The organism is Providencia xihuensis (genome assembly GCF_041953405.1).
Taxonomy (GTDB): domain Bacteria; phylum Pseudomonadota; class Gammaproteobacteria; order Enterobacterales; family Enterobacteriaceae; genus Providencia; species Providencia vermicola.
This window is the reverse complement of sequence record NZ_CP169565.1, coordinates 1330032-1354132: the sequence shown is the minus strand read 5'-3', so window position 1 is coordinate 1354132 and position 24101 is coordinate 1330032. Positions and strand designations below refer to the sequence as shown.

Below are 24101 nucleotides of genomic sequence, written 5' to 3'. Positions count from 1 at the left end.
GCCTTATTGATGCTGTTTTAAATTTTTCGCCATTTGCACTGCGGCTAACGTCAGTACACAACAGAAAATCAGGTAATAAACAACATAGGTGGGTTTGCCATCACCAACGGTAACAAGGGCGGTCGCAATGACGGGAGTTGACCCTGCGAAAATCACACTGTTTAATTCTCGTGAAAGTGCAATACCTGAATAACGATATTGTGTTGGGAATAAATTGGCTAGGAATGCACCTTGTGCACCTGACGTAGCACCGTGTCCAATACCATACGCAATACACATACCGAGCGTTGCTAGTACTAAACTGCCACTCCCCAAAAACCAGAATAAAGGAAAGGCAAAAGCACCTAAGAAAATAGCGCCGAAAGAGAAAATGGTCGTAGTTCCGTATTTATCCGTTAAACGTCCCATGACAGGAGTCATTATTGTATTCACCAGCACAGCAACCATTAACGCCATCAATCCATCTGATTTTTCCATTCCTAATGTATTGGTCAGATAGCTAATACTAAACACACTAAGAACATAACCATTTGCTTGGTGCCCCGCTAAACTGAAGAAGCCACACAATAAATTTTTTCGGCTATGTATAAAAAGCTCTTTAATTGGGATCTTTTGCTCTTTTTTCTCTTTCTCCGCTTTTTCAACGGATTTAACGTATTCAGGTGTTTCATCTAATTGCTTACGGATATAAATCGCAACAATAAATAAAACGATGGATAACAAGAAAGGTATCCGCCATCCCCAACTCATAAAAGCTTCATCGGGTAGCTGCGTCACGGCAAAAAATGCGGCTGTGGAGAGCAAAATTGCAATCCCCGTAGAAGCATTAATTAGCGATGTATAGAAGCCCCGCTGCTTCATGGGGACATATTCCGCCACAAAGGTTTGCGCACCTGCTAATTCAGCCCCTGATCCAAACCCTTGCATTAACCGAATAATAACCAGAGCAATCGTTGCCCAAATGCCGATATGGTAATACGTGGGTAATAACCCAAGCGCTAATGTCGCAATCCCCATTAAGACGATTGCAAAAATGAGTGCTGGTTTTCGCCCATAGCGGTCACCAATATGGGCAATGATCACACCACCGAGTGGTCGTGAAATAAAACCGACGGCAAAAGTTAAAAATGCAGCCAGCGTTGCAATTGTTGGTGATAAGTTTGGAAAATAAAGTTTGTTAATCACCAATCCTGCTGCTGCGCCATAGAGTGAATAGTCATACCATTCAATTACGGTGCCTGACACGCTTGCCATCATCACTTTTCTAATCGTTTTTTTATCTGCCGCGGGCTTATCAACCGCGGTATCTGTGGCTAATTGTTCTGAAATAGTGTCACTCATACTGCCCCCTACATTTTAGGAATACATTATTTGAGGTATGTTTTGTTCAAACAAAACGGACAAAAAGCGCGCACCATTGAAACTAACACTGAGACAATTATTTTAGAACATAATTGTTCTTAATTTATTTAAAAATGAGATCGAAATCAAATTTAATCGATAAAGCAGTGCTGTCATTTGAATAATTCAATTTTTCCTTATACTCAACCATCGAATTACCAACTTTAAAAATAAATAAAAATACATACAAATCAATAAATTAAAATCATAACCAAATTATTTCTTTAATAAATATTTTAACGTTGTACACTTTTATTATTCATGACACTTTTTCTATTTTTATCTACAATTTAAAACAAAATTGTTTTTAAAATCTAAAATAGTAAAGTGTGCGTAGCGCATATTCTTTTTATGATAGGGAGTGATAATGGATAACAACAGGCATCAGTTAGTTCCTCGAATAGTACACCTTGGTTTCGGGGCATTTCATCGTGCTCATCAAGCACTTTATACACATCTATTAATTGAACAATCTCAATCTGATTGGGGATATTGCGAAATAAACTTAATGTCGGCGCGCGGGGCAGAACTTATCCGTCAGCTAAAGAAACGCCACTGCACTTACGTACTATTAGAAAAAGATGAAGAAAGAACCACGCTAACACGGATTAATTCAATAAAAGAAGCGATGCACCCACGTATTGATGGGGTACATGCCGTGATTGAAAAAATGGCAGCGCCTGAGACTGCGATTATCTCTTTGACAATAACAGAAAAAGGCTATTGCACTGATCCTTCAACGAATAAACTCAATTTATCACATCCTGCAATACGCCACGATATCGCCTATCCTGAAACGCCAGAGTCTGTTTTAGGCTATATCCTTGCCGCTCTCAAAATACGCTTTCAACAAAATCTTCCCCCTGTGACCATACTTTCTTGCGACAATATTAGAAATAATGGTGAGGTTGCACGAAATGCTATTTTAAGTTTGGCTGCACAACAAGATAGTGAATTAGCATTGTGGATTAAGCGAAATATCACATTTCCAAGCACGATGGTGGATAGAATAGTCCCTGCGATGACCGAAGATTCTTTTGCTGAAATCAAGCAATTAACAGGTGAAGATGATCCTTGTGCGGTTATCAGTGAGCCATTTCGGCAATGGGTTATTGAAGATTGCTTTGCGAACGGCCGACCTGATTGGCACTATGTGGGAGCGCAATTTGTTAAGGATGTGGCACCTTATGAAATGATGAAGCTAAGAATGTTAAATGGCAGCCATTCATTCCTGGCTTATTTAGGCTATTTAGGCGGTTATGAGTTTATATCAGATGCCATGCAAAATCAGGATTACTACCAAATCGTACAACGCATAATGCTAGCCGAACAAAAACCGACTCTCAGCTTGCCTGATAATATTGATCTTAACCAATATGCCCAACAGTTATTAACTCGCTTTGCTAATCGAGCAATTAAACATAAAACAGCACAGATAGCCGTTGATGGTAGCCAAAAACTACCTCAGCGCCTACTCGACTCTATACTTTGGCACCAGAAAAAGGGGTCAGACTACCCATTACTTGCTTTAGGCGTTGCCGCCTGGATGAGATATGTCAGTGGTATCAATGAGGACGGAGAACCTATTCCCATCAAAGACCCACTTAGCGACGAGTTTTCGAAGATTTATCAACACCATGGTACATCTTTAGAAGCCGTTGATGCCCTATTAAAAATTGATGCAATATTTAGCCCAGAAATATCACAAAACAATGATATTGTTAATAAAATAAAAACCGCATACCAACAATTGTTGACACTTGGAGCACGACAGACTGTCAAATATTACTTAACAAAAATCGATTAATAATATTGAAATTCCACTCGGGTTAAGTCGCTCACTCTAGCCCGAGACACTTTGGTCTTATGATGCAGACCTACCTTCAAATTACTCCCCCATTATTGCTTTTCAATTAACAAATGTTCAATTTTGAGATCTTGATCAAAAACCCCTACCAATGTAGGTATATTTTAAATTATCAAATTTATTTTAGAAAAATGAATAAAATCAACACTAGATAATTATCCCTTAAATAATATTTAACCAAGATTAAAATAGAAACAAAAGAACAAAAAATCCATTATTAATGCTATTTAAAATTCAATTTTCATCATTATATAAATAAATTTAAATTAGCCATTTTTTCAGAGTGAATAGAAAAACAAGAGCAAAATCACATTTTCCTATAAATTAACGGTTTTTTACTAAAATTCAGCAAGCAATCAAAAACACTTATGAAACAACATGTTAAAAATTTAACATAATTTTATATCTCGATGAAAAATAAAAGAATATTACCAAAAACACAATTGAGAATAATTCTCTTTATTTTAATTTATTAATAAATATTAATTTATGATTTTTAACCATGCCTTTTAGGCATGCCTGAGACTTTTTCGGAATATTGTCAGGAAAATAGTTTCGTGGATAGTATGAATACGCAAATAATGCTTTTTATTATAAATATATACGAATTACTCTTAAAAACATTTCCAATGAAAGGTAACACTATGGGTATATTAAAAGATAGTAAGTTGCTTTTGGTTAGCTTACTTATCATTCTTCTTTCAGAAGCAATAGGGCAAATTAAAATCAGTCTCGTGATGGTTTTTCCAATGCTTTATTCCATGTTGATGGGTGGTATTGTCAGTTTCCCAAAATTCAAAATTCTTAATGAACAAAACATGGCACGTGCTAGCTCAATTATGAGTGTCGCGTTAGTTATCTTAATTGCAAAATTAAGCACCTCTGTTGGTGCATCTTGGGAAAAAATTATTCAGGCAGGTGGCGCGCTGATCCTTCAGGAAGTTGGCCACTTTATCGGTACTATTCTGCTCGGTTTACCGCTCGCCATTATGTTAGGTATGGGACGTGAAGCCGTCGGAGCAACCTATTCGATAGGTCGCGAACCAAACATCGCCATCATCGAAGCGAAATACGGTTTAAGTTCGCCAGAAGGCCGCGGCGTCATGGCAATGTACATTTGCGGTACATTATATGGTGCAGTTTGGATGGGGATTATTGCCAGTGTTATTGCAGGACTCGATATTATGAGCCCACTTGCATTAGCCATGGGCGCTGGTGTTGGTAGTGGTTCGATGTTAGCTGCATCTGTTGCACCGCTACTCGAACTTTACCCTCAACATGCAGCGGATATCCAAGCATTTTCATCATCCGCAAACTTGATGTCTTCCGTTTTAGGTCTGTACATCTACATTTTCTTCTCCTTACCTTTTGCCTCTTTCTTGTACAACAAACTGAAAAGAAAACGTGCAATGGCATCAGCGGATACAGAATAAGGATACGAAATCATGAAAAAGATGGCAGAAATTGCAATAATCATCGTATTAGTTATCATCTTCACTTCATTGGGTGATGCACTGGGCGGTTCAATCTATGGCCGGGGTAGTTTTGGCGCAGTCTTTAGCGACTCGCTAATCGCGATGGCGCTTTTAGGTGGTATGTCATTTGTGGCGTACTTAATCGCACAAATCCCACCATTAGGTAAATTACCCGTTATTTTCTGGGTATCCCTCATTGCTGCGGGTCTGTGTTCACCATTATTCCCTTACGATAAAGAAATGATCGCAATGACAGGCAAAATTTCACTTGCTGTTATTAGTACCACGGTACTGGCATTTGCAGGTCTTTCACTCGGTAAAGATATCGAAAAATTTAAAGCCATCTCTTGGCGGATTATTCCAGTTTCACTGGCGGTATTCACGGGAACATTCTTATTCGCTGCACTTATTGGTCAAGTGACTCTTTCATGGAGTGGCGTTATCTAAATAGAGGAAAATATTAACCATGACAATGACCAAAGACCAATTGAAAGCCAAAGTATGTGAAGCTATTGCGTCTAACAAAGACATAATCAAAAAGCTAGCAGACGATATTTGGGCAGAGCCTGAACTGGGTTATAAAGAAACCAAAACAGCAAAAAAAGTTGAAGCCGCATTTTCCGCTTTAGGCGTAAACTACCGCAATCAACTTGCCCTAACAGGTGTTAAAGCACGCTTAAAAGGTGGCAAAGGAAGCAAGCACAGTATTGCCGTGATTGGCGAGTTAGATGCCATCATTTGTGCTGAGCACCCTGATGCCGATGACCTCACAGGCGCGGCTCATTGCTGTGGGCACAATGCGCAAATTGCCAATATGATGGCGGTGACAATTGGTCTGGTTAAGTCAGGTGCAATGGAATACCTCGCGGGGGACGTGGTTCCCTTCGCGGTTCCCGCTGAGGAATATGTCGAGCTTGCCTACCGCAATAAATTGATTGAACAAGGAAAAATCAATTATATCGGTGGCAAGCCCGAATTAATCTCCCTTGGTGAGTTTGATGATGTGGATATGGCGATGCAAATCCACTTAACCAGTGTTAAGCCTGAGCGTGATATCGGTTTTATCGAGATGTCGACAACCACCAATGGGTTTATTGGCAAACTGATTAACTACAAAGGTAAATCTTCCCATGCCGCAGCGGCACCCCATTTAGGTGTGAACGCACTGAATGCGGCCATGATGGGTATTATGGGGGTAAATGCGATTCGCGAAACCTTCCAAGAAAAAGATTATATCCGCTTCCACCCAATCATTACCCAAGGTGGCGATTTAGTAAATGTCACGCCAAGTGATGTGCGGATGGAAAGTTATGTCAGAGCCTCAAATGTCCCTGCGATGGTTGATGCTAATGAGCGGATCACTCGTGCACTGGTTGCTGGGGCAATGTCTGTTGGCGCTGAAGTGGAGGTAAAAGATTTACCAGGTTATTTGCCACTTTATAACAACGACACACTCAATGACTTACTACAGCACAATGCTCATGACTTAATTGGTGAAGACAATGTCTGGGTTGCAGAACATATGACAGGTAGCACAGATACTGGCGATCTTTCCCACATCATGCCAGTGAGCCACCCATGGATTGGTGCAATTCGCGGTGGATTACATGGTAAAGATTACGTGGTATTTGATGATGATATGGCCTATATCCGTCCAGCTCAAATGATGGCAATGACCATTATTGACCTGTTGTTTGATGATGCTGCTGGCGCTGATGCTCTTATGGATAATTACAAGCCATTGATGAGCAAAGAAGAATACCTCGCATTTATCAGCTCCTTTAAAAATTAATTTGTCCCCTAAATATGTTGCTAAAAGCTACATATTTAGGAGGTATTTCTTATGCACTCCTCCTCACCTTCCTTTTATTTATCGTTATCAACGATTATTCTTAAATATATTTAATTTTATTGGGCATTCTTTATTTATCAAATCAATTAACTTATTTTAAATAATGTTTTTAAATCATAAAAACCTAACGGAAATCCATCTAAAAAATATAAAGAAACACTAAAACCCATACAACAAAACCACAAAACACACTGATATATAATACATTTTTAATTAAATTTATTTTTCTACTTTATTTCCTTTGCTTACCATCTAAATTCTTCATGAGCCATGAAATACTGATATGATATAAATACGATCCCCATCACGCATACTTTCTGAATATTAACGTTAAAATCTAGCTAACCAATAATAATCAACAATAACCACTAACAGATATTTTCTGAAATTTGGCTTATTTTGAAAATAAATGACAATGATGTTATGTCATTGCAGCACCAAGAATTGAACACGCTTACACCAGGGCCCCTTTTAACAGCATGAAAATTGCTTTCTGTATACGGGAAATAATGTAATGACCAATAAGTACAATATTAGTGAAAAACTCTTTTCGCTTGAGACATTTAGCAAAAAAACGCGCCAAGACTTACATAAAATCCCTGAACTCTCAGGTCAAGAATTCAAAACATCGCAATACTGCCGCGAGCTGATGCAAAGTTTTGGCTACAGCATTCGTCTATTTGAAGGTTATACCGGTTTTACCGCTGATCTGATTATTGACCCTGCTAAGCGTTTAATTGCTTATCGTACCGATATCGATGGCCTTGAAATGCCTGATTTAACCTGTAACGAACACAGTTCTGTTCATGAAGGTTGTGCCCACAACTGTGGTCACGATACCCATATGACCATCGCACTGACCGCGGCAAAATACCTGAGTGAAAACCGCGATGAACTGACCCATAACGTTCGTTTTATCTTCCAGATGGCAGAAGAAGACATGCGTGTTCCTGGCGCCAATAAAATGGTTGAAATGGGCTGTATGGATGGCGTTGATGAGGTTTATGGCTTACACAATGATGCGGCATTTGAAACAGGCAACATCAAATTTAACGCTGGCGTGATGTCCTCTTATGGTTCAGCTTGGACACTGGATGTACACGGTGTTTCCGCACATGGCTCAACACCGCATAAAGGGCTAGATGCCATTCGTGAAGCAACACGTATTATCGATTACATGGATTATATTGTTGCGAAAAAAACCGATCCTTTTAGCCCTGCAGTCTTTGGCTGCGGCATGATCAACGGCGGAACTATTCCAAATGCATTGGCCGATCATGTCCAAGCACGTGGAACCATTCGTTCAATGGATGAGGAAACCGACAAAATCTTAAAAGCAAGCTTTAAAGAAATTGTTGAACGTAGTGAAGCTGGCGGTTTCAAAACGACACTTGAGTGCAGTGGTTACCCTGCAGTCGTAAACCACCCACAAGCCGCTAAAGTGATTTACGATGCAGCGGCGGCATTCTTACCCATTGAAAACATTGAGTCAAATGGCAAGCCAATGACAGGAAGCGAAGACTTCAGTTTTATGGTCAATGCCACAAAAGATAAACTTGGCGCCATGTACTTTTTAGGTAGCGGTAACCAAGCAAAAGGCATCAATAACTATCTGCACGCCAATCCCTATTTTGTCGACGATGACTGTCTGTTAATTGGCGCTCAGATTTTTATTAATATCGCGACACGTTAAAACTAAAATAATACACACAGTAATCTAAAGCCGAATAATCTAAATTATTCGGCTTTTTTCTTAGAGTTCAGGTAGTGAGCGATAGAGCTCGTCACGCTCGTTTTTATCCGTTGGAACCCATTGCGCAGATTGGTGAATATAATTTAAATCAAGGTGAGGGGCATAGCTGGAAATAAAGTCATACATATAGTCTTTCAGGTGCATATGTCGACTAATACAAACATGTGTATAACTTGGCTTCACTAAATTACTAATATCAATGCAACGTAATGTCTCGCTGTCTTCTTCAGGGTCAAAAGCAACGGTCGAAATAATACCAACCCCTGCTCCGTGCTTCACATAGTATTTAATAATTTCTGTATCAACTGCCGTTAATACAACATTTGGCGTTAATTTATTTTGATAGAAAACTTGGTCGAGCTTTGATTGACCTGTAAAACCAAACACATAGGTAATTAGTGGGTATTGAGCAAGTTCCTCAATCGTTAATTTTTCACACTGTGCAAGTGGGTGATCATGGGGAACGATAACGCTACGTGACCACTGGTAGCAAGGCAAGGCTAATAAGTCATCGTAAAGGTGCATCGATTCTGTTGCGATAGCAAAATCCACATCCCCATTGTTAACCATTTCTGCTAACTGCGCTGGCGCACCTTGATGAAAATGCAGGGAAATATTGGGGTAACGTGCATTAAAGCGCTCAATCACCTTTGGCAATTTATAGCGGATTTGTGTATGTGTCGTGGCAATATGCAGATTTTGTTTAATCGTCGTGTCTTCGTGGGAAACAATATTTTTAATTTTATCAAACTGCGCCAAAATATCGCAGGCCACTTGGTGAACTTGTTCTCCAATCGGGCTTAATGAAAGTAAGTTATTATTTTTCCGATTAAATAAAGAAACATTCAGCTCATCTTCCAATAGTTTAAGCTGCTTACTCACTGTAGGTTGCGAGGTATACATTTTCTCAGCAGCATTAGTGATATTAAAATCACTTCTTACCACCTCAACAAAACTTTTTAGCTGACTAATGTTCATTGCTGATTTATCCAGTTTAAATGGATCAAAATAAGAATTAAAAGAGACAATTTTTTATACAACATACACCATGTTGTGCGCAATAATTGTATCACAAAAAGATAAGCCCACTAAATTAATGGCTACTCATTATTCTTTTCTAATGATAAAACTCGTTCAACCTTGGCATAGGTTATGCATTTATTTTGTAATGACCTCTATTCATAGCACTATCCAAGGAGCATCTCATGAAAGACAATAATATATTTGACTTACGTCTCCCTGCGGAAATGGCTAAAGTCGCAGAGCAAGCAGGCCTTTATAAAGTCAGCAAAAAAAAGGATATTAGCTTTTTTTTAGCGATTATGGCTGGTATTTTTATTTCTATCGCATTTACGTTCTATATCACGGTTACGACAGGCGCCGTTCCCGCAAATTCACTCACTAAATTAGCAGGAGGGCTTTGCTTCTCATTAGGGCTGATTTTAGTGGTAGTATGTGGAGCCGATCTTTTCACCTCAACAGTCCTCACCGTTATGGCAAAAGCCAGCAATTTAATTACGTATAAGCAATTGATTGGTAATTGGATATTGGTTTATCTTGGTAACTTTGTTGGCGCAATTTTCTTTGTCGCGCTTATCTGGTTTTCAGGCCAATTAATGAACAGCAATGGCCTGTGGGGACTGAATGTTTTGCAAACGGCTGACCATAAAATGCACCATACGTTTGTTGAGGCCGTTTGCCTTGGCACACTGTGCAACTTGATGGTCTGTCTTGCGGTTTGGTTAAGTTATTCTGGTCACTCTTTGACCGACAAAATTGTCGCTTTGACGCTGCCGATCGGCATGTTTGTCGCCAGTGGCTTTGAGCACAGCATCGCCAATATGTTTCTTATTCCCTTAGCCATTGTCATACGCAACTTTGCTCCCGACACATTTTGGAATGCAATCCACAGTTCCGCTGATAGCTTCCCTGCTTTAACCGTCAACAATTTTATTACCGACAACCTTATCCCTGTCACCATTGGCAATATTATTGGTGGTGGCGTACTCGTGGGGATTACCTACTGGTGGATTTATTTGAAAAATCAAAAAAGTGAGCATTAATAAAATTAAAAATAACACCAACACACATTCACTATCTATGGTTGAATTAATACAGAGAGTTAATTTTATAGTATATCCATTAACTCTCTGTTAATTATGCAGTTAGGCCGCCATCAAGCACCAATGTTTGCCCTGTCAAATATTGGCTATTGTCACCAATCAGAAACTCTACCATTTTGGCAACTTCTTGTGGCTGGCCTAAGCGACGTAACGGAATATTTTTACACATCGATTTTAATTTCGCTTCAGGCATCGCTCGCGTCATATCACTCTCAATCAACCCTGGTGCAAGGCAATTTACCCGTAAACCAAACCGCCCAACTTCATGCGCTAAAGACCGAGCCATCCCCATCATCGCCGCCTTACTTGCTGCATAAGCCGTTTGCCCAACATTCCCTTTTAACCCAGTAACCGATGACATCAATACAATAGAACCTGAATTCGTCATTAACATCGCAGGTACCAATTTGCGGTTCCAATTCACAATGCAAATCAAGTTATTATCTAAAACATCTCGCCAAATATCCCCATCCTGATGAATATGCAATGCATCTCGAGTAATACCTGCGTTATGTATAATGGCGGCTGGGGCGCCAAATTTATCCAATAAAGATTGAGACAACACATCGACTTGCTGCCCATCTTTACCATCACATTGAAACCCTTTTATCCATCTATTTGGACGTCTATTTTCGAGTAAAGAAAGCGTACTCGCTATACTTTCAGTACTACGTCCAGTGAAGATAACATTCCAGTTATGTGATAATTCAGCGACTAATGCCTGACCAATTCCCCGGCTTCCACCAGTGACTAACACCCACTTATGGTTTTCCATTTAGGATTCAGACTCCTTATCAATATGTTCACAAAGTTCTTTAATTGAAAGATTTGGATGCTGAATGAAAAAATCAGCGTCTAAAGCAACATTAAAATCACGTTTTACCAGTACCATTAATTCAACATAATCGAGGCTATCAAATTCTAATTGAACTAATGTGAGGTTCTCATTCACCTCTTCGCTTTCTAAATCTTTTGCATCACAGATCATTTCGCTAATTTTGTTATAAATTGTTTGATATTGGCTCATTTTTTTATCCTTCCACTGTTATCAATTTAACGCATTCACTTTTAACGTTATTAAATTACTGATTAATTTATTGTCATAACGACCAATAATATTGATATTAATTAATAGCCCACCATCTAAATCCCCCATCACTAATGCAGGTAGAATGTGTATCTGCATCGGCTTAGGTTCCTTTATCGGAGACCACTTCTTAAGAAGATCTCTATCAAAAATCACTTCCTGATGTGTTTGTACGATGGGGTAGCGGGAAAAAATATCTTTCAGGGTTGCTCCTTCGGATAACCATTTCGAGATATCTTTTTGTTTTAATAATGAATTATCATGTATCAAATATTGAAATAAAATTGCATCTATAAATTGCCACTCATACATCTCTGTTGGATAAAGCGGAAAAGATAGCTGTAATTTCGCCATCTCCTCTGAAGAAATATGCGCCCCCCAATCCAACACGTTAGTGTTTAAGCCATCAACTGGGGATAATTGACAAGTTAGGCAATTTTGCTGCTCTTCTGTAGATAAAATAGCGACTGAACCCGCTTTATTACGCGCGACTAAATCATAGGATTTATCATTCCATAATGGACTTCTTAGCCGTACCGCACATTTAACAAACGCTGATTTTGTTCTCTGCTGAGCATCTTGTGAGCCGTGAAGAAATTGCTCACTTGCAAATTGTTTCGCATCAAGCAATGCCCGCATTCCATGGACGCTTAATTGTTCCCCACCAGCCGCTTGCACCCACTTAAGATCAAAATGAATCGGGTTATAGTCTCCAGAAAATTTCGCCCACCCAGCTGCATCAGCTAATGTGTAATACAACGCTCTCATTTCGCGCGCTCCAATATCAGCGCCGCATTTGCACCGCCAAAACCAAAACTGAGATTCAACGCCCTTTCTACTTTTTTGAAACGGTGGTCATTCGGAATATAATCAAGATCGCATTGTGGATCAGGGGTATGGAGGTTTGCGGTTGCGGGCATCACGTCATGTTCCATCGCTTGTAAGCAAATGATAGTTTCAAAACTCCCCGCTGCTGCGATTAAGTGCCCACTATATGATTTAGTGCTGGAGATTGGGATATCGTAAGCGGCTGCCCCTAAGGCTTTTTTAAGTGATTCCGTTTCATTCAAATCATTCAACGCCGTCGAGGTACCATGGGCATTGATATAATCTAATGACGCAGGCAAGATCTTCGCTTGCTGTAACGCCATTTCTATCGTTTTAACGCGAGCTACGCAGTCCTCTGCAGGTGAGGTAAAATCAAATGCATCTGAATAATTTGCATACCCAGTAATTTCACCCAATATCACCGCCCCTCGGGCAATTGCACTGTCACGCTCTTCTAAGCATACGACCGCAGCACCTTCAGATAATACGAACCCGCTGCGCTCTGCACTAAATGGGCAACTGGCACGCGTAGGGTCTGTTTTCTCTCGTGTTAAAGCACCTAACACGTCAATATTCCACACAGCGCAATCTGTACGTAATGATTCCCCCGCCCCCGCTAACATCATGGAAGCCCTACCATTGCGGATCACTTCAAACGCATCCCCAATCGCGATAGTCCCTGTGGCACATGCGGCTATTGTCGTATTTTGATATCCTCGTAAATTCCAAAATTGGCTGCATGCCGCTGTTGTGACATTTGGCATCGCATAAAAACAGTTGAATGGCGATGTCATGCCTGTCGCATCAAACTCACTCACCGACATATAACTTTCATCTAAACCTGCCCATCCAGTTCCCATAATCACGCCACACATGAGAGGGTCATAAAATTCTGATGGTGAATTCCCTGAAAATGCCATTTCCATGGCTTCTCGAGCTGCACCTAATGCTAGGCGGGTATGCCGTGGTAACCGACGGCGAATGGCGGCAGGAACACCTTTTAAATTGGGTTCATTATCAATTAATCCCAAAAAGTGGCTGTGAATATTTTTATCCGTTTTATCAACGTAACGGTATCCTAATTGCTTATCCATGATAGCTTGCCAACATGCTTGCGCGGTTCCACCAAGGGGAGTGACAGCGCCATATCCTGTCACAACAACGCGTTTTAATTGGGTCTTTTGGTTCATGATTGGTTGTCCTCGTGATGAACGCTACCACCACCTTGTGCTAGCCAAAGTTGCAACGTTGCATAAAGATAATCGTATTGGTTTTGCGCTAATGAGTTTTCGATGGATAACAAATCATCCTGCGCATTAAGTAGTGTTTGATAGTCAACAGCGCCAGCGCGATAACGGTTTCCCGTGAGCTTTAATCTTTGCTGGCTAAGGGATAATGACTGCTGTAACTGTGTCCGTATTTCATCTGCAGTAAAACGCGCCTCCATGGCATTATCAATTTCAGCGAGTGCGCTATAAGCTGTGCTTCGAAATGACACTGCCGCTTGTTGCACCTGCAAATCTGACTGTTCAATAGTTAGTTTTACGGTATTCCATTGAATAAAGGGGAGTGAGATGCTGCTGCCAATAACTCGAGAGGGGTCACTAAACCATTGAGAAAATAACTGGCTTCCTGCGTTAAGCGCACCTTGAAGAGATAGCGTAGGATAGAAACTCAACTTCGCAGCATCTGAATCAGCAAGTGCAGAGCGCAAACGTGACTCTGCGGCTTGAATATCTGGGCGTTGTGCTAATACCGCCAAAGGGGTCATTCCCTGAATCTCAACTCGCAGGTCACTATTAAGAGAAGATAATTCACTCACATGCTGCTCTGCAGGGCGATTTAACAACAGTGCTAAGGCATTACGTGAGTTCTCACGTTCCTTGATAAGCTGACGTAATTCATTCTTACGACTAATTAGCGTTTGTTCTGATTGCAATAAATCTAATTGGCTTACTTTCCCAGCTAAATACCAAGACTGAATGAGTTGCTGGCTTTTCTGTGCAATTTCCTGACTTGCCGTTAGGTTTTTTATCTGTTGATTTAATAGCGCAATATTCCAATAGAGCTGTGCCGTTGTGTTGATTATCACAAGCGTCGTTGCATGGTAATCTTGTTCAGTAGCGACGGCCTCCCATGCATTTTTCTCACGAACACGTGCTAATTTACCCCATAAATCAATCTCATAACTTAATGTTAAGTCTGCACTATAACTTTCTTGTGATGAGTTGCCATGGCGAATTGATTTTGAGTTACTCGCAGATCCCCCTAATGAAAAATCAGGCGTTATATTGGTATTTGCTAAACCTGCCGTATTGCGAGCCAGCTTTAATTTAATTGCGGCTAATGCTAAATCATTGTTATTTTCTAAAACTTGATTAATCAATTGGGATAGCTTGGGATCATTAAAATTTTCCCACCAACGCCCTACTGTATTTCTCTGCAGGTCAGATGGCATAACATCATTCGCACTTGATGAACGCTGAATTTTATCATCCCATTGCTGAGGTAAAATAAGTTCAGGACGTTGGTACTCGGAGCGGGTAAAGTTCCCACACCCACTGAGTAAACAGATAAAAAGTACCACTGAACCAAAATAAGGCGATTTTATTTTCATTCCCGTGCTAATGCCTCCGTTGGGTTAAGCTTGGCTGCCCTACGTGCTGGGAAATAACCAAAAACTAAGCCAATTAGCGCAGAGAAACCACAAGCCAATAACACGGGTAACAGTGTGAATACCATGGTAAATTCAGTCGTGATGTACGCAAAAATGCCACCTGCTAACCACGAGCCTATAATCCCAATGAGCCCTCCTAACGCACAGATCATGACGGCTTCAATTAGAAATTGGTTCATGATATCCGCAGGTCTCGCTCCCACTGAAAGGCGGATACCTATTTCGTGGGTTCGCTCTGTAACTGAAACCAGCATAATATTCATAACACCCACCCCTCCCACTAATAAGGAGATGGCTGCAATCGACGTGATCAGTAATGACATGGAATCAGAGGTTTTTTGTAGCGCGCTAGCCAGTTGGTCATCAGACTGAATAAAAAAGTCTTTTTTTCCATGTTCACGCAGTAAATGCTTTTCGACCTGCACTTCTACTTGTTTAGCGGCTAACATTTCGGGAAAACGTAATGTGATATATTCAATAGGTTTATCACCGAGAACTCGCTGCTGAAGAGCCGAGTAAGGAGCCCATCCCATAACATATCCGCTGGACATTTTCGGGCCTGGTTTACGCGCAATTCCAATGATCCGCCAAGGTGAACTACCAATTTGGACAATTTGGCCTAAAGGCTCTTCATCGGGTGCAAATAAAATATCCCGACTAGCATCATCCAGCACAATAACAGGCTCACTGTCATTCACATCTAACACACTAAATTGATTTCCAGACAACATTTGAATACCTTGAGCTGCAAAGTATTCATCAGAAACACCATTTAGCATGATGGAGTAATCGAGCCCTTTATTGATAGCTACTGTCATGCTGCTGACAACTGGCGAAATAGACTCAATCCATGAGAGCTGTTTTAGGCTTTTAATATCATTTAATGATAACGCGCGTTCCATATCTGGCCGCTTTGCCCCCCATCCAGTACCTGGGCGAATTTCAAGCGTTGTGCTGCCTAACTTACCAATTTCATCCATAATGGCACGTCTTGCGCCTTCACCGACCGCCATTGATGACACAACAGAAGAGATGCCAATAATAATGCCCAGCATTGATAAAAAAGCGCGCATTCGGTGCCCTAATAATGCCCGCCAAGCCATACGAATCGACTCATAAATGCCACGCCAAAGTGATGCCCGACCATTATCTTTAACAGAAGGAAGATTATGCTTAGCACGTGCCTGCGCTTGTGAAAGGTTTTGATTATCGGCGACAATTTTCCCATCACTGATTTCGATAATACGTTGAGTTTGCTCAGCAATATTTCTATCGTGGGTCACAATCACCACGGTATGGCCGTCTTGATGAAGTTGATGCAAAATATTCATTAATGCATGCCCACTCGAGCTATCCAAAGCGCCCGTTGGTTCATCCGCTAAAATGACTTGTGCGCCATTAATTAATGCACGGCACACACTGACCCGTTGTTGTTGCCCTCCAGATAATTGATATGGCTTATGGTTCAAACGAGATTGTAAACCGAGCTTATCAGCTAAAAGTTGAATTCGCTGCACACGCTCATCTTCAGGCATTGCGGTGTACAGCGCTGGAATGGCAATGTTTTCTTCAGCGCTGAGATAAGGCATCAAATGATATCGCTGGAAAATAAACCCAAGATATTGGCTACGCAGCTCAGCAAGCTGCTCACTGGTCGCCTCATGAACAGGGATACCATTGATAAAAACTTCGCCACGAGACGGTTTATCTAAACAGCCAATAATATTCATCAAAGTTGATTTACCAGAGCCAGAGGCTCCAATAATGGCAACCATTTCCCCTTGATTTATCGATAGTGTTATATCATTCAATACAGGGATGATTTGTGTTCCAGCCGAAAACTCACGATAAACATGGTGAAGTTCAATTAGAGGGCGAGATGAAGATAACGTTGGTGATATTATCTTCATGATTAACTCGCTATTTTCTCTTGTTGAACAACAACTTGCTCACCTTCAGCGATACCCTCCAGAATCTCAACAAAATGGCGATCATTTATACCTACTTTGACGGTTCGAGCTTCTGTTATTTCATTTTTGATAACAATGACTTCATATTGGTTAAGACCCAGAGAACGACCTAACGCACTCACGGGTAAACGCAGCGCATTTTTAGCTTGGGCAACACGAATAAAAACCTGTGCCGTCATCGATGTTTTTAATGCGCGGTCGGTGTTATCAACCTCAAATGTTCCATTATAATAAATCGCGCTATTTTGCTGACCAGCTGAATTATTATTCCGCTCATCAAGGGCTTCGGGCGGAATAGGTTGCACGTACCCCATGGTGCTTTCGTATTGTTTCTCAGGATTTGCAATTACATAGAATGTCAGTGGCTGACCAGGTTGAATTTTTTGAATATCCGCTTCTGAAATGCGGGTTTGTACTTGCATCTTATCTAAATTAGCCAGCACCAAGATCGTAGGTGCCGTTTGTGAGGAAACGATGGTTTGCCCCTCATTTGCAACAATACCCAGTACTTCTCCATTAATTGGAGCCACAATGCGGGTAAAGTTCAAGTTAGCCTGAGCCGTTTGCACATCCATTTCTGATTGTGTGATTAACGCTTCATTAACGCTAACTTGCTGTAATTGTGCTTCATATTGCGCTTGCGCTTGCTCATATTCACTGCGAATGCCAGAACCGTCGCGCTGCATGATTATCTGGCGCTGATAAGCTTTAATGTATTGAATTAACGTTGCTTCTGCTGCGCGCTTTTGCGCTTGTGCGCTCAATAGGCGTGCAGTCGCATTTTTAAGCTCAGATTGCTGAATTGTTGGGTCTATTTCGGCTAATAACTGCCCTTTTCTGACTCTATCACCTTGCTTTACAAATAATTCTCTAATTTGCCCATTAACCTGAGCCCCCACATTCACTTGAATAGACGGTTTTAGTGTGCCAGTCACCATGACCACTTTTTCAATATCCCCCCGATCAACCGAAAGAATGACTCTACTTTGTGCGGGTTCTGTCGGTGCTTGCCAAGCAAGGCTCGTCAACACAATGACAAGTAACAATGCAATGAGACCAATCCAAACACGAGCTCGCATAAATAAGTGTAAAAATGTCGGCTTAATGCGGGGAGAAGTCATAATCAAAGCTCTCCTATGCTAGCAAGCAAAGACGTTGTAGGCTGAGGTGCGTCCTCACGATTACCACCATCATTTCTGATTGATACTTTTTTATGTAATTCACCCGCAGTAATTCGATAAATTGAATCAAATCTTGTCGTGATTTCCTCACTATGTGTCACAACAATGAGGGTTTTCCCTGTTTTTAGGCAATGTTCCTGAATTGTTTCTATAACGATTTTTGCCGTTTCTTCATCTAAGTTTGCGGTAGGTTCATCCAGTAAAAGAATTGGGCGAGAACTATAAAGTGAACGAGCTAGCAACAAACGTTGGCGTTGCCCAAGAGAAAGTGCAGAATGGCTTTCCCTAATCAACGCATTTAAACTGCCTGGTAACTGGCTTACCACTGTGCCTAACGCCAGTTTATTGAGTAAGTTTTCGACCGTTTTTCGGTCTTTTTCGCGGAAGTTAGGGTCAAACAACGTGATGTTATCTAACACAGTTGCATTGAATAAAATATCCTCTTGGCTTTGTAAACAAACAAGTTGCGTAAGCTGTTGTACACTTACAACCTCTTCATTTGACAAACATTTTCCTTTCTGAGCACTAAATAGCCCTGCAATAATTCTCAACAAGGTACTTTTACCCGCCCCAGACTCACCCACAATGGCGACTTGAGCACCTGATGGCAAATCTAGCGAGATATCATTTAATATTGGCTTCGATGGGTCATAGCTAAAATGAATGTTTTCGAAGGTAAGGTTCGGGGCTACTCTACCTGCTGGTGATATTGTTTGAGGTGAGACCGTGCTTTCCTCACTTTTCTGAGGAAATAAAGAGTGAGCGCGTGTATCAATAATATGCAGCTGAGATTTGTGAATAATCGCATAAAAAATTCGAGTAACATAGGTAGTGAAAATTTGACGTAAAAAGCTATAAGCAAAAAAATCACCTAAGGAAATCAGGTCATTAGCAACCATCGGCAGCACAACCAACATAAAAATAACCATTTCGAGGCTACCTGTTAGCTGGTAAATACCATCTTTAATTTGTTGGTACACATTTCGACGCTGCATGCAGGTAAACAATTCACGGCTTAGCCACGCAAATTGCGCCTTACGTTGCTCTTCGATACCGGCTGTTTTTATGGTCAGAATGCCCTGTAAGGTTTCCATAAAAAAGTCATTAAGCTCAGCAGCTTTAAGCTGTAATTGCTGGGTGTACCAACGATCGCGAATAATTGCCCATACACTAATGAGCCCCATCACGGTCACCCCTGCCGCTGAAATAACGGCAAGAACAGGAGCAATCCAAAACATCACACCCAATGCAATGGCGCAAATAATCCAATCAGTTCTAAGCCCATTATCAAGCTCAATTTTCTCAGTTAATGCGCCCTGCCAAGCAACAAAACGACTGAAAATATCCCCTGGTGCACGTTTTTCAAAAAATCGCAAAGGGTTACTCATTAACCGCGAAAAACCCACCCCACTGTTAATTAACACAAAGTGTTTAACAAACCGTTCGCTTATCATACGAACACCAAGCGCAAGTAGCGTGGCAACAACAAACGCGACAATAAACCAACCATAAGGAAACACTGCATTTTTAGCATCTGAAAATGCTTGGTTGATTGCATTACTCACCATTGCAGGCATTAAAAACAATGTTAGCGAAACGAGGAAAACAAAGGTCATTAACCAATAAATACCTCGCACCTTAGCGGTTTCTTTCAAACTCATCGCATGAGGTACTTTCTGTGTGGAGGCCTTGTTTGTAGCCTGTTCAGAGGAAAGTGATTCGACTTTTTTCAATGCCGTATCTGGCTCTAAAATCAACGCATAACCGCTAATTTCAGCTTTTAGTGCAGAAAAAGGCAACCATTGCTGCCCTATCGCAGGGTTCATTACACAAACATTATTTCCCTTACGATAAGCAAGTAAGACAAAATGATTTGCGCCATAATGCAAAATCGCAGGAAGCGGCAGGCTACTTAATTCGTCATGCTCAAATAAGACAGGCGTAGTTGAAATGCCATAATTTACTAAAATTGAGGAAAGATCGATCAATGAAGTTCCATGATCAGAAGCTGGATGAACTTCCCTCAATGCATTAAGGGAAAGCGAAAGGCCTTGAGTTTGGGCCAACATCGCAATGCATGCCAAACCACATTCATTCGTTTCTTCTTGAGCGACAAAATTTGGAATAGTATTTTTCATTATTATTAGTGACTAATAAAATAAAGTGAATGGCTATGCCATAAAAGCCAGTCATTGGGATATTCGCGAATTGAATTTTCGATAATAACGGGCATTTGAGCTGCAACATCCTTTGCAGCAATAGGTGGATATATCTTGATTTTTAAGCCATTTTGATAATACAGATGATAAAAAACGACCTGCGCTGAAATCGCATTAGATAAACGTACAACCCCATTATGTAATTTCGCTGCTCGACCAAATAACTGACACGATAATTTACTCGACATCCCTTCTTCAGTTTGAATGGTGTAATCTGGCGTGATATCTGGAAATACAATCATATTTTTTTGGCCCGTCGCAGTTTCTGTCATTAAAGTCATTAATTGAGTCGCTAATGACTTATTGTCTTGATGAATTGAACAATACGACAAATTCACTTGGCCTAATTCACGGGCAGAGGCATTGTATTTTTGTTGCTCCGCACTGGATGAAACCACTACCGTAGCGTTGCCTGGAGTAACTCCAGAGCCGACTATCGTAGCCAGCACATCAGAAACCATATGTAATGGCGCCAAAACAATCGGTTTATTTTGCTGATGCAAAGGTGCAACAACACTATCAAGGGCAAGAATGCAGGCTTGTAATTGCGCCATAATTTGGCGGTTTTGCCCCCATGTAGCCGCTTCTTCCAAAATAAAGCGCTGTACTGCGGCCCATCTCGCATCGACGTTGCCATTCGTCTCCACTAAACTGCGATAATTTTGCGTTGCAACTTTGTTTTGATTACGGTATTTACGACCGAATACCCCAATTCGGCAACCCAGTTTAGCGATTAGCAGAACTGGGACAATATAACCTCGACGCAAAAGAAAGCGAAAAGAAGAGATTCCATAGTGGCTGAGATTTTCATATCCTTTTTTAAACGGTATTAAGCAGCTTTTTACACTGAACACCGTCCAAACAATTAAAAACCGGATCACTGTGACGCCTTATTGCTTTTTTCCAATAATTCCAACATATAAGCTGAAAATTCAGGGAAATCACGATCCTGATAAACTACATATCGTTTATTAATAATAAATGCAGGGGTGCCTGTGATTTGGTAATACTGGGTAATATCAGCCATATATTTAATACGTTCTTTAACTGCGCTGGTTTGGCTAATTTCATGATATTTTACTGAGTCAATGTCATGCTGCTTTAACCATACATCTAAAATATCTTTCTTGGTTAAGTCCAGTTTTTCGTTGATAACTGAGTTATAAAGTGCCTGACGTAATTCGGCTTCTACCCCCATTTCTTCAAGGGTTGCAAAAATAGGCGCGTATGCAGCAAGCCCTACGCTATTATCCATTGCTAAATGAATGGCTTTAAACGTAACACCCTCTGGAAGCTCCTTTTCAAATTTGGCCATATTGTCATGGCTTAACGCACAATAATGGCAACCATAAGAAAATATTTCTATGATGCTATTATCTTCCTTTATTGGGCTTGATAAAACTTGTGCAGTATTAAACTCGACAAAAGAAGAATCATCTAGGTTACTATTTGAAAAAGTATTAAAGATGAAAATATGGTAGAACAAAACCGTCATGAGTGAAGAAATCACAGCAACGAATATTGTGTAAATTGTGATGGTTATTGGTTTAAAATGCATATTCATAACAGCCGTTCCAATTTAAAGTAAAATATACATGGGGGTCCATCCCCATGTATTAATTAAAGGTAGTTAAATTAAATCTTATGGTTTAACAGCACCTGAACAGTTTGCAGCGTCAACATTTTTAGCTTTGTATGTTTTATTTCCATGCTTGTCAGTACAAGTTGTAATTAATTTACAAGATGAAACACCACCAACAATGATACTTTCATAAGAATCAGTACAAACTTGTTTAGTTCCACCAACTACAGCAGCAGCTTCGATAGCATTTAATGTTTTCATGTTATTTCCTTTTAAGATAAATATTAATTAATAAAACACATATCTGTTGATGATTTTTCACCAACAAATTCTTTAGAATTTTTTATTTTTAGAAAAGAAGAACAATAATAACCAACTAAAAATTCAATTGATTTAACCTTTCATTTTCGCCAAACAAATAACTCGCCTTATATCTAACGTCTCTTGCTTTATCCTTTTCACCTAGCTCATTTAAAACCAGAATCCAAGAAATATAAACATTAATGTCAGGAGATGAATTTGATGCGTCCATGGCCCAATCATTAAATAAATTAAGGTACTTAATATCCTGCGTTTCGTTATAGCGCAATAAATACCCCATATTCAAATCAAACTGATAACGGTCATACATCAATAAATAGTTCCAATTATGGTAAAGAGGCTTTTCTATTGATAACAACATTTGCTGTCCCGTTTTTTCTATATAGGTTAAATATTGTTGTGCTTGTAATGTCATGTATAACAGAATGACTGACAAGGCTGAGCCAAATATAATAATTCCTTTTGAAAAGTAGTTCACCATCTTATTTAGTTTATATTTTTTATTTGGTGAATCAGCACAGCGTAATAACAATATTAAAACTATCCCATGAGGTATCGATAACCACAAAGGAAATTCTGTCATCATATGGAATATGATAGGCAAAGCCGCTACCCAATAAATGTAATTTTCATTTTTATTTTTAAATGTAGATAGCAATAAAGCTACACCACCGATAATAATTAAAACTGTCGCAATAAGCCCAACAAAACCACCTTCGACCATCCAACGTAATATTTCATTATGTGGATGTGACATTATTCTTTCATTAGTCTCTAGTAAACCACCACCAAATCGCTCTAAAAATACTGACTCAAAACTTCCTACGCCCCATCCCAATAATGGTTTTTCGCTGAAAAGATATAAACTATGCTGCCATAAAACCCATCGAATTCGTGATGTATTTAATTTACTTTCAGTCGCATCTATAATATTAAGACCATTCTTAATTCCATAGCCAATTATTAAACCAAGAATAACAACCAGAAATAAAAATAAAATTTTCTTACGATGATACTTTGCAATTAAATAAAAAACAATAAAAATTAAAATTAAATTTAAATAACCTGTTAATGATTGAGACAAAGGTACTGTTGCACTCATTAAAAGCAAAGCAGTAGCAATAAAGCCAACTAAATACCATTTAGCATTCTTTATTTTGATCAACAAACTTACTGCACTTGCTATTCCTACGCAAATGAAACTAGAAAAAATATTAACCTGTTGAAATACACCATATGGCCTATCTCCATTTAATGGCGGATAAGGTAGACCTATTAATGGCAATAGATTAAAAACTTGAAGCATCGCCAATATACTTTCTATAATAGCAGCAACAAGTATTCCATAAAGTATAATTTCACGGACTACATTTGAAATATTAAATTGAACTAAAACCTGATAACATATCAATATCCCTAATAACCAATAAGCTATTAAGTAAGCATTGTAACGATAGTTCTCAGGCGAAAAAAAACATAGCACCATTAAGATAATTAAGCCTAATGAAATAAAATTACTTGCTAATGAATAAGTTATACTTATCTTTTTTATTTGAAAAAAAATCGCCACCACTAAAAATAAAGCCAGAAAAAAGGCACTAACGATATTTAATGGTAGTGAAAATCCTGCCCCACCTAAATTAGGTAGATAGATGTGAAATATAATTCCAAAGCACACAATCACACTACCGATAACAACCCAATTACTCTGACTATATAAATATAAATTATTTGATTTTTTTATTACACTCATCGTATTTATTTT

The 24101-nt window shown here is 39.7% G+C and carries 20 protein-coding genes; 6 read left to right on the top strand and 14 right to left on the bottom strand.

The features are described 5' to 3' along the window. Positions 1–3: 3 nt before the first annotated feature. Complete coding sequence (locus ACE2AL_RS05875) at positions 4–1341, bottom strand: MFS transporter (RefSeq protein WP_206082817.1); 1338 nt, start codon at positions 1339–1341, stop codon at positions 4–6. Positions 1342–1768: 427 nt separating this feature from the next. Between ACE2AL_RS05875 and ACE2AL_RS05870 the strand changes: the two genes are divergently transcribed. The 5 genes from ACE2AL_RS05870 to ACE2AL_RS05850 all read left to right on the top strand — a co-directional run bounded on the left by ACE2AL_RS05870 (position 1769) and on the right by ACE2AL_RS05850 (position 8288). Further along, positions 1769–3208, top strand: a complete 1440-nt coding sequence (locus tag ACE2AL_RS05870) for a mannitol dehydrogenase family protein (protein ID WP_375084141.1) — start codon at positions 1769–1771, stop codon at positions 3206–3208. A 704-nt stretch (positions 3209–3912) separates the two neighbouring features. Continuing rightward, on the top strand, positions 3913–4701 hold the full coding sequence (locus ACE2AL_RS05865) for a DUF3100 domain-containing protein (protein WP_206082819.1): 789 nt from the start codon (positions 3913–3915) through the stop codon (positions 4699–4701). A gap of 12 nt (positions 4702–4713) precedes the next feature. Beyond that, positions 4714–5190, top strand: a complete 477-nt coding sequence (locus tag ACE2AL_RS05860) for a hypothetical protein (protein ID WP_219246199.1) — start codon at positions 4714–4716, stop codon at positions 5188–5190. Positions 5191–5209: 19 nt separating this feature from the next. Next, the gene (locus tag ACE2AL_RS05855; RefSeq protein ID WP_206082821.1) at positions 5210–6535 is read left to right on the top strand and encodes an amidohydrolase; all 1326 of its coding nucleotides are present in this window, start codon (positions 5210–5212) and stop codon (positions 6533–6535) included. A 574-nt stretch (positions 6536–7109) separates the two neighbouring features. After that, a complete protein-coding gene (locus tag ACE2AL_RS05850) occupies positions 7110–8288 on the top strand; it encodes a M20 family metallopeptidase (RefSeq protein ID WP_206082822.1) in 1179 nt (392 codons plus the stop codon). A gap of 60 nt (positions 8289–8348) precedes the next feature. Here the strand turns inward: ACE2AL_RS05850 and ACE2AL_RS05845 are convergent, their stop codons facing one another. Next, entirely contained in the window at positions 8349–9326 is a 978-nt protein-coding gene (locus ACE2AL_RS05845) for a LysR substrate-binding domain-containing protein (RefSeq protein ID WP_206082823.1), read from the bottom strand. Positions 9327–9553: 227 nt separating this feature from the next. Between ACE2AL_RS05845 and focA the strand changes: the two genes are divergently transcribed. Continuing rightward, entirely contained in the window at positions 9554–10411 is an 858-nt protein-coding gene (gene focA / locus ACE2AL_RS05840) for a formate transporter FocA (protein ID WP_272539063.1), read from the top strand. A 94-nt stretch (positions 10412–10505) separates the two neighbouring features. On the opposite strand, the gene ACE2AL_RS05835 is transcribed toward focA, so the two are convergent. From ACE2AL_RS05835 to ACE2AL_RS05780, 12 genes are all read right to left on the bottom strand, one after another. Further along, on the bottom strand, positions 10506–11246 hold the full coding sequence (locus tag ACE2AL_RS05835) for an SDR family oxidoreductase (RefSeq protein ID WP_206082825.1): 741 nt from the start codon (positions 11244–11246) through the stop codon (positions 10506–10508). Beyond that, complete coding sequence (locus ACE2AL_RS05830; protein ID WP_206082826.1) at positions 11247–11498, bottom strand: acyl carrier protein; 252 nt, start codon at positions 11496–11498, stop codon at positions 11247–11249. Positions 11499–11519: 21 nt separating this feature from the next. After that, positions 11520–12326 carry a MaoC family dehydratase gene (locus tag ACE2AL_RS05825; protein WP_272573383.1) on the bottom strand — a complete coding sequence of 269 codons (807 nt, stop codon included), beginning with the start codon at positions 12324–12326 and terminating at the stop codon, positions 11520–11522. Then, positions 12323–13576: a beta-ketoacyl-[acyl-carrier-protein] synthase family protein gene (locus ACE2AL_RS05820; protein ID WP_375084140.1), complete on the bottom strand. Its 1254-nt coding sequence runs from the start codon at positions 13574–13576 to the stop codon at positions 12323–12325. Before ACE2AL_RS05820 ends, ACE2AL_RS05825 begins: the two co-directional genes overlap by 4 nt. Then, the gene (locus ACE2AL_RS05815) at positions 13573–15003 is read right to left on the bottom strand and encodes an efflux transporter outer membrane subunit (RefSeq protein WP_206082829.1); all 1431 of its coding nucleotides are present in this window, start codon (positions 15001–15003) and stop codon (positions 13573–13575) included. Before ACE2AL_RS05815 ends, ACE2AL_RS05820 begins: the two co-directional genes overlap by 4 nt. Beyond that, positions 15000–16973, bottom strand: coding sequence for an ABC transporter permease (locus ACE2AL_RS05810; protein WP_206082830.1), 1974 nt, complete (start codon positions 16971–16973; stop codon positions 15000–15002). The genes ACE2AL_RS05815 and ACE2AL_RS05810 overlap by 4 nt, the downstream gene beginning before the upstream one ends. A 2-nt stretch (positions 16974–16975) precedes the next feature. Next, complete coding sequence (locus ACE2AL_RS05805) at positions 16976–18154, bottom strand: efflux RND transporter periplasmic adaptor subunit (protein WP_371007054.1); 1179 nt, start codon at positions 18152–18154, stop codon at positions 16976–16978. Positions 18155–18156: 2 nt separating this feature from the next. Next, positions 18157–20352, bottom strand: a complete 2196-nt coding sequence (locus ACE2AL_RS05800) for a peptidase domain-containing ABC transporter (protein WP_272573381.1) — start codon at positions 20350–20352, stop codon at positions 18157–18159. A gap of 5 nt (positions 20353–20357) precedes the next feature. Then, positions 20358–21314, bottom strand: a complete 957-nt coding sequence (locus ACE2AL_RS05795; RefSeq protein WP_349415670.1) for an ABC transporter — start codon at positions 21312–21314, stop codon at positions 20358–20360. Further along, entirely contained in the window at positions 21311–21997 is a 687-nt protein-coding gene (locus ACE2AL_RS05790; RefSeq protein WP_272573379.1) for a DsbA family protein, read from the bottom strand. Before ACE2AL_RS05790 ends, ACE2AL_RS05795 begins: the two co-directional genes overlap by 4 nt. A 78-nt stretch (positions 21998–22075) precedes the next feature. After that, positions 22076–22276 (bottom strand): DUF4762 family protein, encoded by a 201-nt coding sequence (locus ACE2AL_RS05785; RefSeq protein WP_206082834.1) that lies wholly within the window; start codon positions 22274–22276, stop codon positions 22076–22078. A gap of 115 nt (positions 22277–22391) precedes the next feature. Continuing rightward, positions 22392–24089: an O-antigen ligase family protein gene (locus tag ACE2AL_RS05780; protein WP_375084139.1), complete on the bottom strand. Its 1698-nt coding sequence runs from the start codon at positions 24087–24089 to the stop codon at positions 22392–22394. Between the last annotated feature and the right edge of the window lie 12 nt (positions 24090–24101).

Coding starts and splice junctions, on each gene's coding strand:
- ACE2AL_RS05790 (WP_272573379.1), bottom strand. CDS start 21,997: ATGAATATGCATTTTAAACCAATAACCATCACAATTTACACAATATTC.
- ACE2AL_RS05850 (WP_206082822.1), top strand. CDS start 7,110: ATGACCAATAAGTACAATATTAGTGAAAAACTCTTTTCGCTTGAGACA.
- ACE2AL_RS05835 (WP_206082825.1), bottom strand. CDS start 11,246: ATGGAAAACCATAAGTGGGTGTTAGTCACTGGTGGAAGCCGGGGAATT.
- ACE2AL_RS05810 (WP_206082830.1), bottom strand. CDS start 16,973: ATGAAGATAATATCACCAACGTTATCTTCATCTCGCCCTCTAATTGAA.
- ACE2AL_RS05780 (WP_375084139.1), bottom strand. CDS start 24,089: ATGAGTGTAATAAAAAAATCAAATAATTTATATTTATATAGTCAGAGT.
- ACE2AL_RS05870 (WP_375084141.1), top strand. CDS start 1,769: ATGGATAACAACAGGCATCAGTTAGTTCCTCGAATAGTACACCTTGGT.
- ACE2AL_RS05855 (WP_206082821.1), top strand. CDS start 5,210: ATGACAATGACCAAAGACCAATTGAAAGCCAAAGTATGTGAAGCTATT.
- focA (WP_272539063.1), top strand. CDS start 9,554: ATGAAAGACAATAATATATTTGACTTACGTCTCCCTGCGGAAATGGCT.
- ACE2AL_RS05845 (WP_206082823.1), bottom strand. CDS start 9,326: ATGAACATTAGTCAGCTAAAAAGTTTTGTTGAGGTGGTAAGAAGTGAT.
- ACE2AL_RS05785 (WP_206082834.1), bottom strand. CDS start 22,276: ATGAAAACATTAAATGCTATCGAAGCTGCTGCTGTAGTTGGTGGAACT.
- ACE2AL_RS05815 (WP_206082829.1), bottom strand. CDS start 15,003: ATGAAAATAAAATCGCCTTATTTTGGTTCAGTGGTACTTTTTATCTGT.
- ACE2AL_RS05860 (WP_219246199.1), top strand. CDS start 4,714: ATGAAAAAGATGGCAGAAATTGCAATAATCATCGTATTAGTTATCATC.
- ACE2AL_RS05865 (WP_206082819.1), top strand. CDS start 3,913: ATGGGTATATTAAAAGATAGTAAGTTGCTTTTGGTTAGCTTACTTATC.
- ACE2AL_RS05820 (WP_375084140.1), bottom strand. CDS start 13,576: ATGAACCAAAAGACCCAATTAAAACGCGTTGTTGTGACAGGATATGGC.
- ACE2AL_RS05800 (WP_272573381.1), bottom strand. CDS start 20,352: ATGAAAAATACTATTCCAAATTTTGTCGCTCAAGAAGAAACGAATGAA.
- ACE2AL_RS05875 (WP_206082817.1), bottom strand. CDS start 1,341: ATGAGTGACACTATTTCAGAACAATTAGCCACAGATACCGCGGTTGAT.
- ACE2AL_RS05805 (WP_371007054.1), bottom strand. CDS start 18,154: ATGACTTCTCCCCGCATTAAGCCGACATTTTTACACTTATTTATGCGA.
- ACE2AL_RS05830 (WP_206082826.1), bottom strand. CDS start 11,498: ATGAGCCAATATCAAACAATTTATAACAAAATTAGCGAAATGATCTGT.
- ACE2AL_RS05825 (WP_272573383.1), bottom strand. CDS start 12,326: ATGAGAGCGTTGTATTACACATTAGCTGATGCAGCTGGGTGGGCGAAA.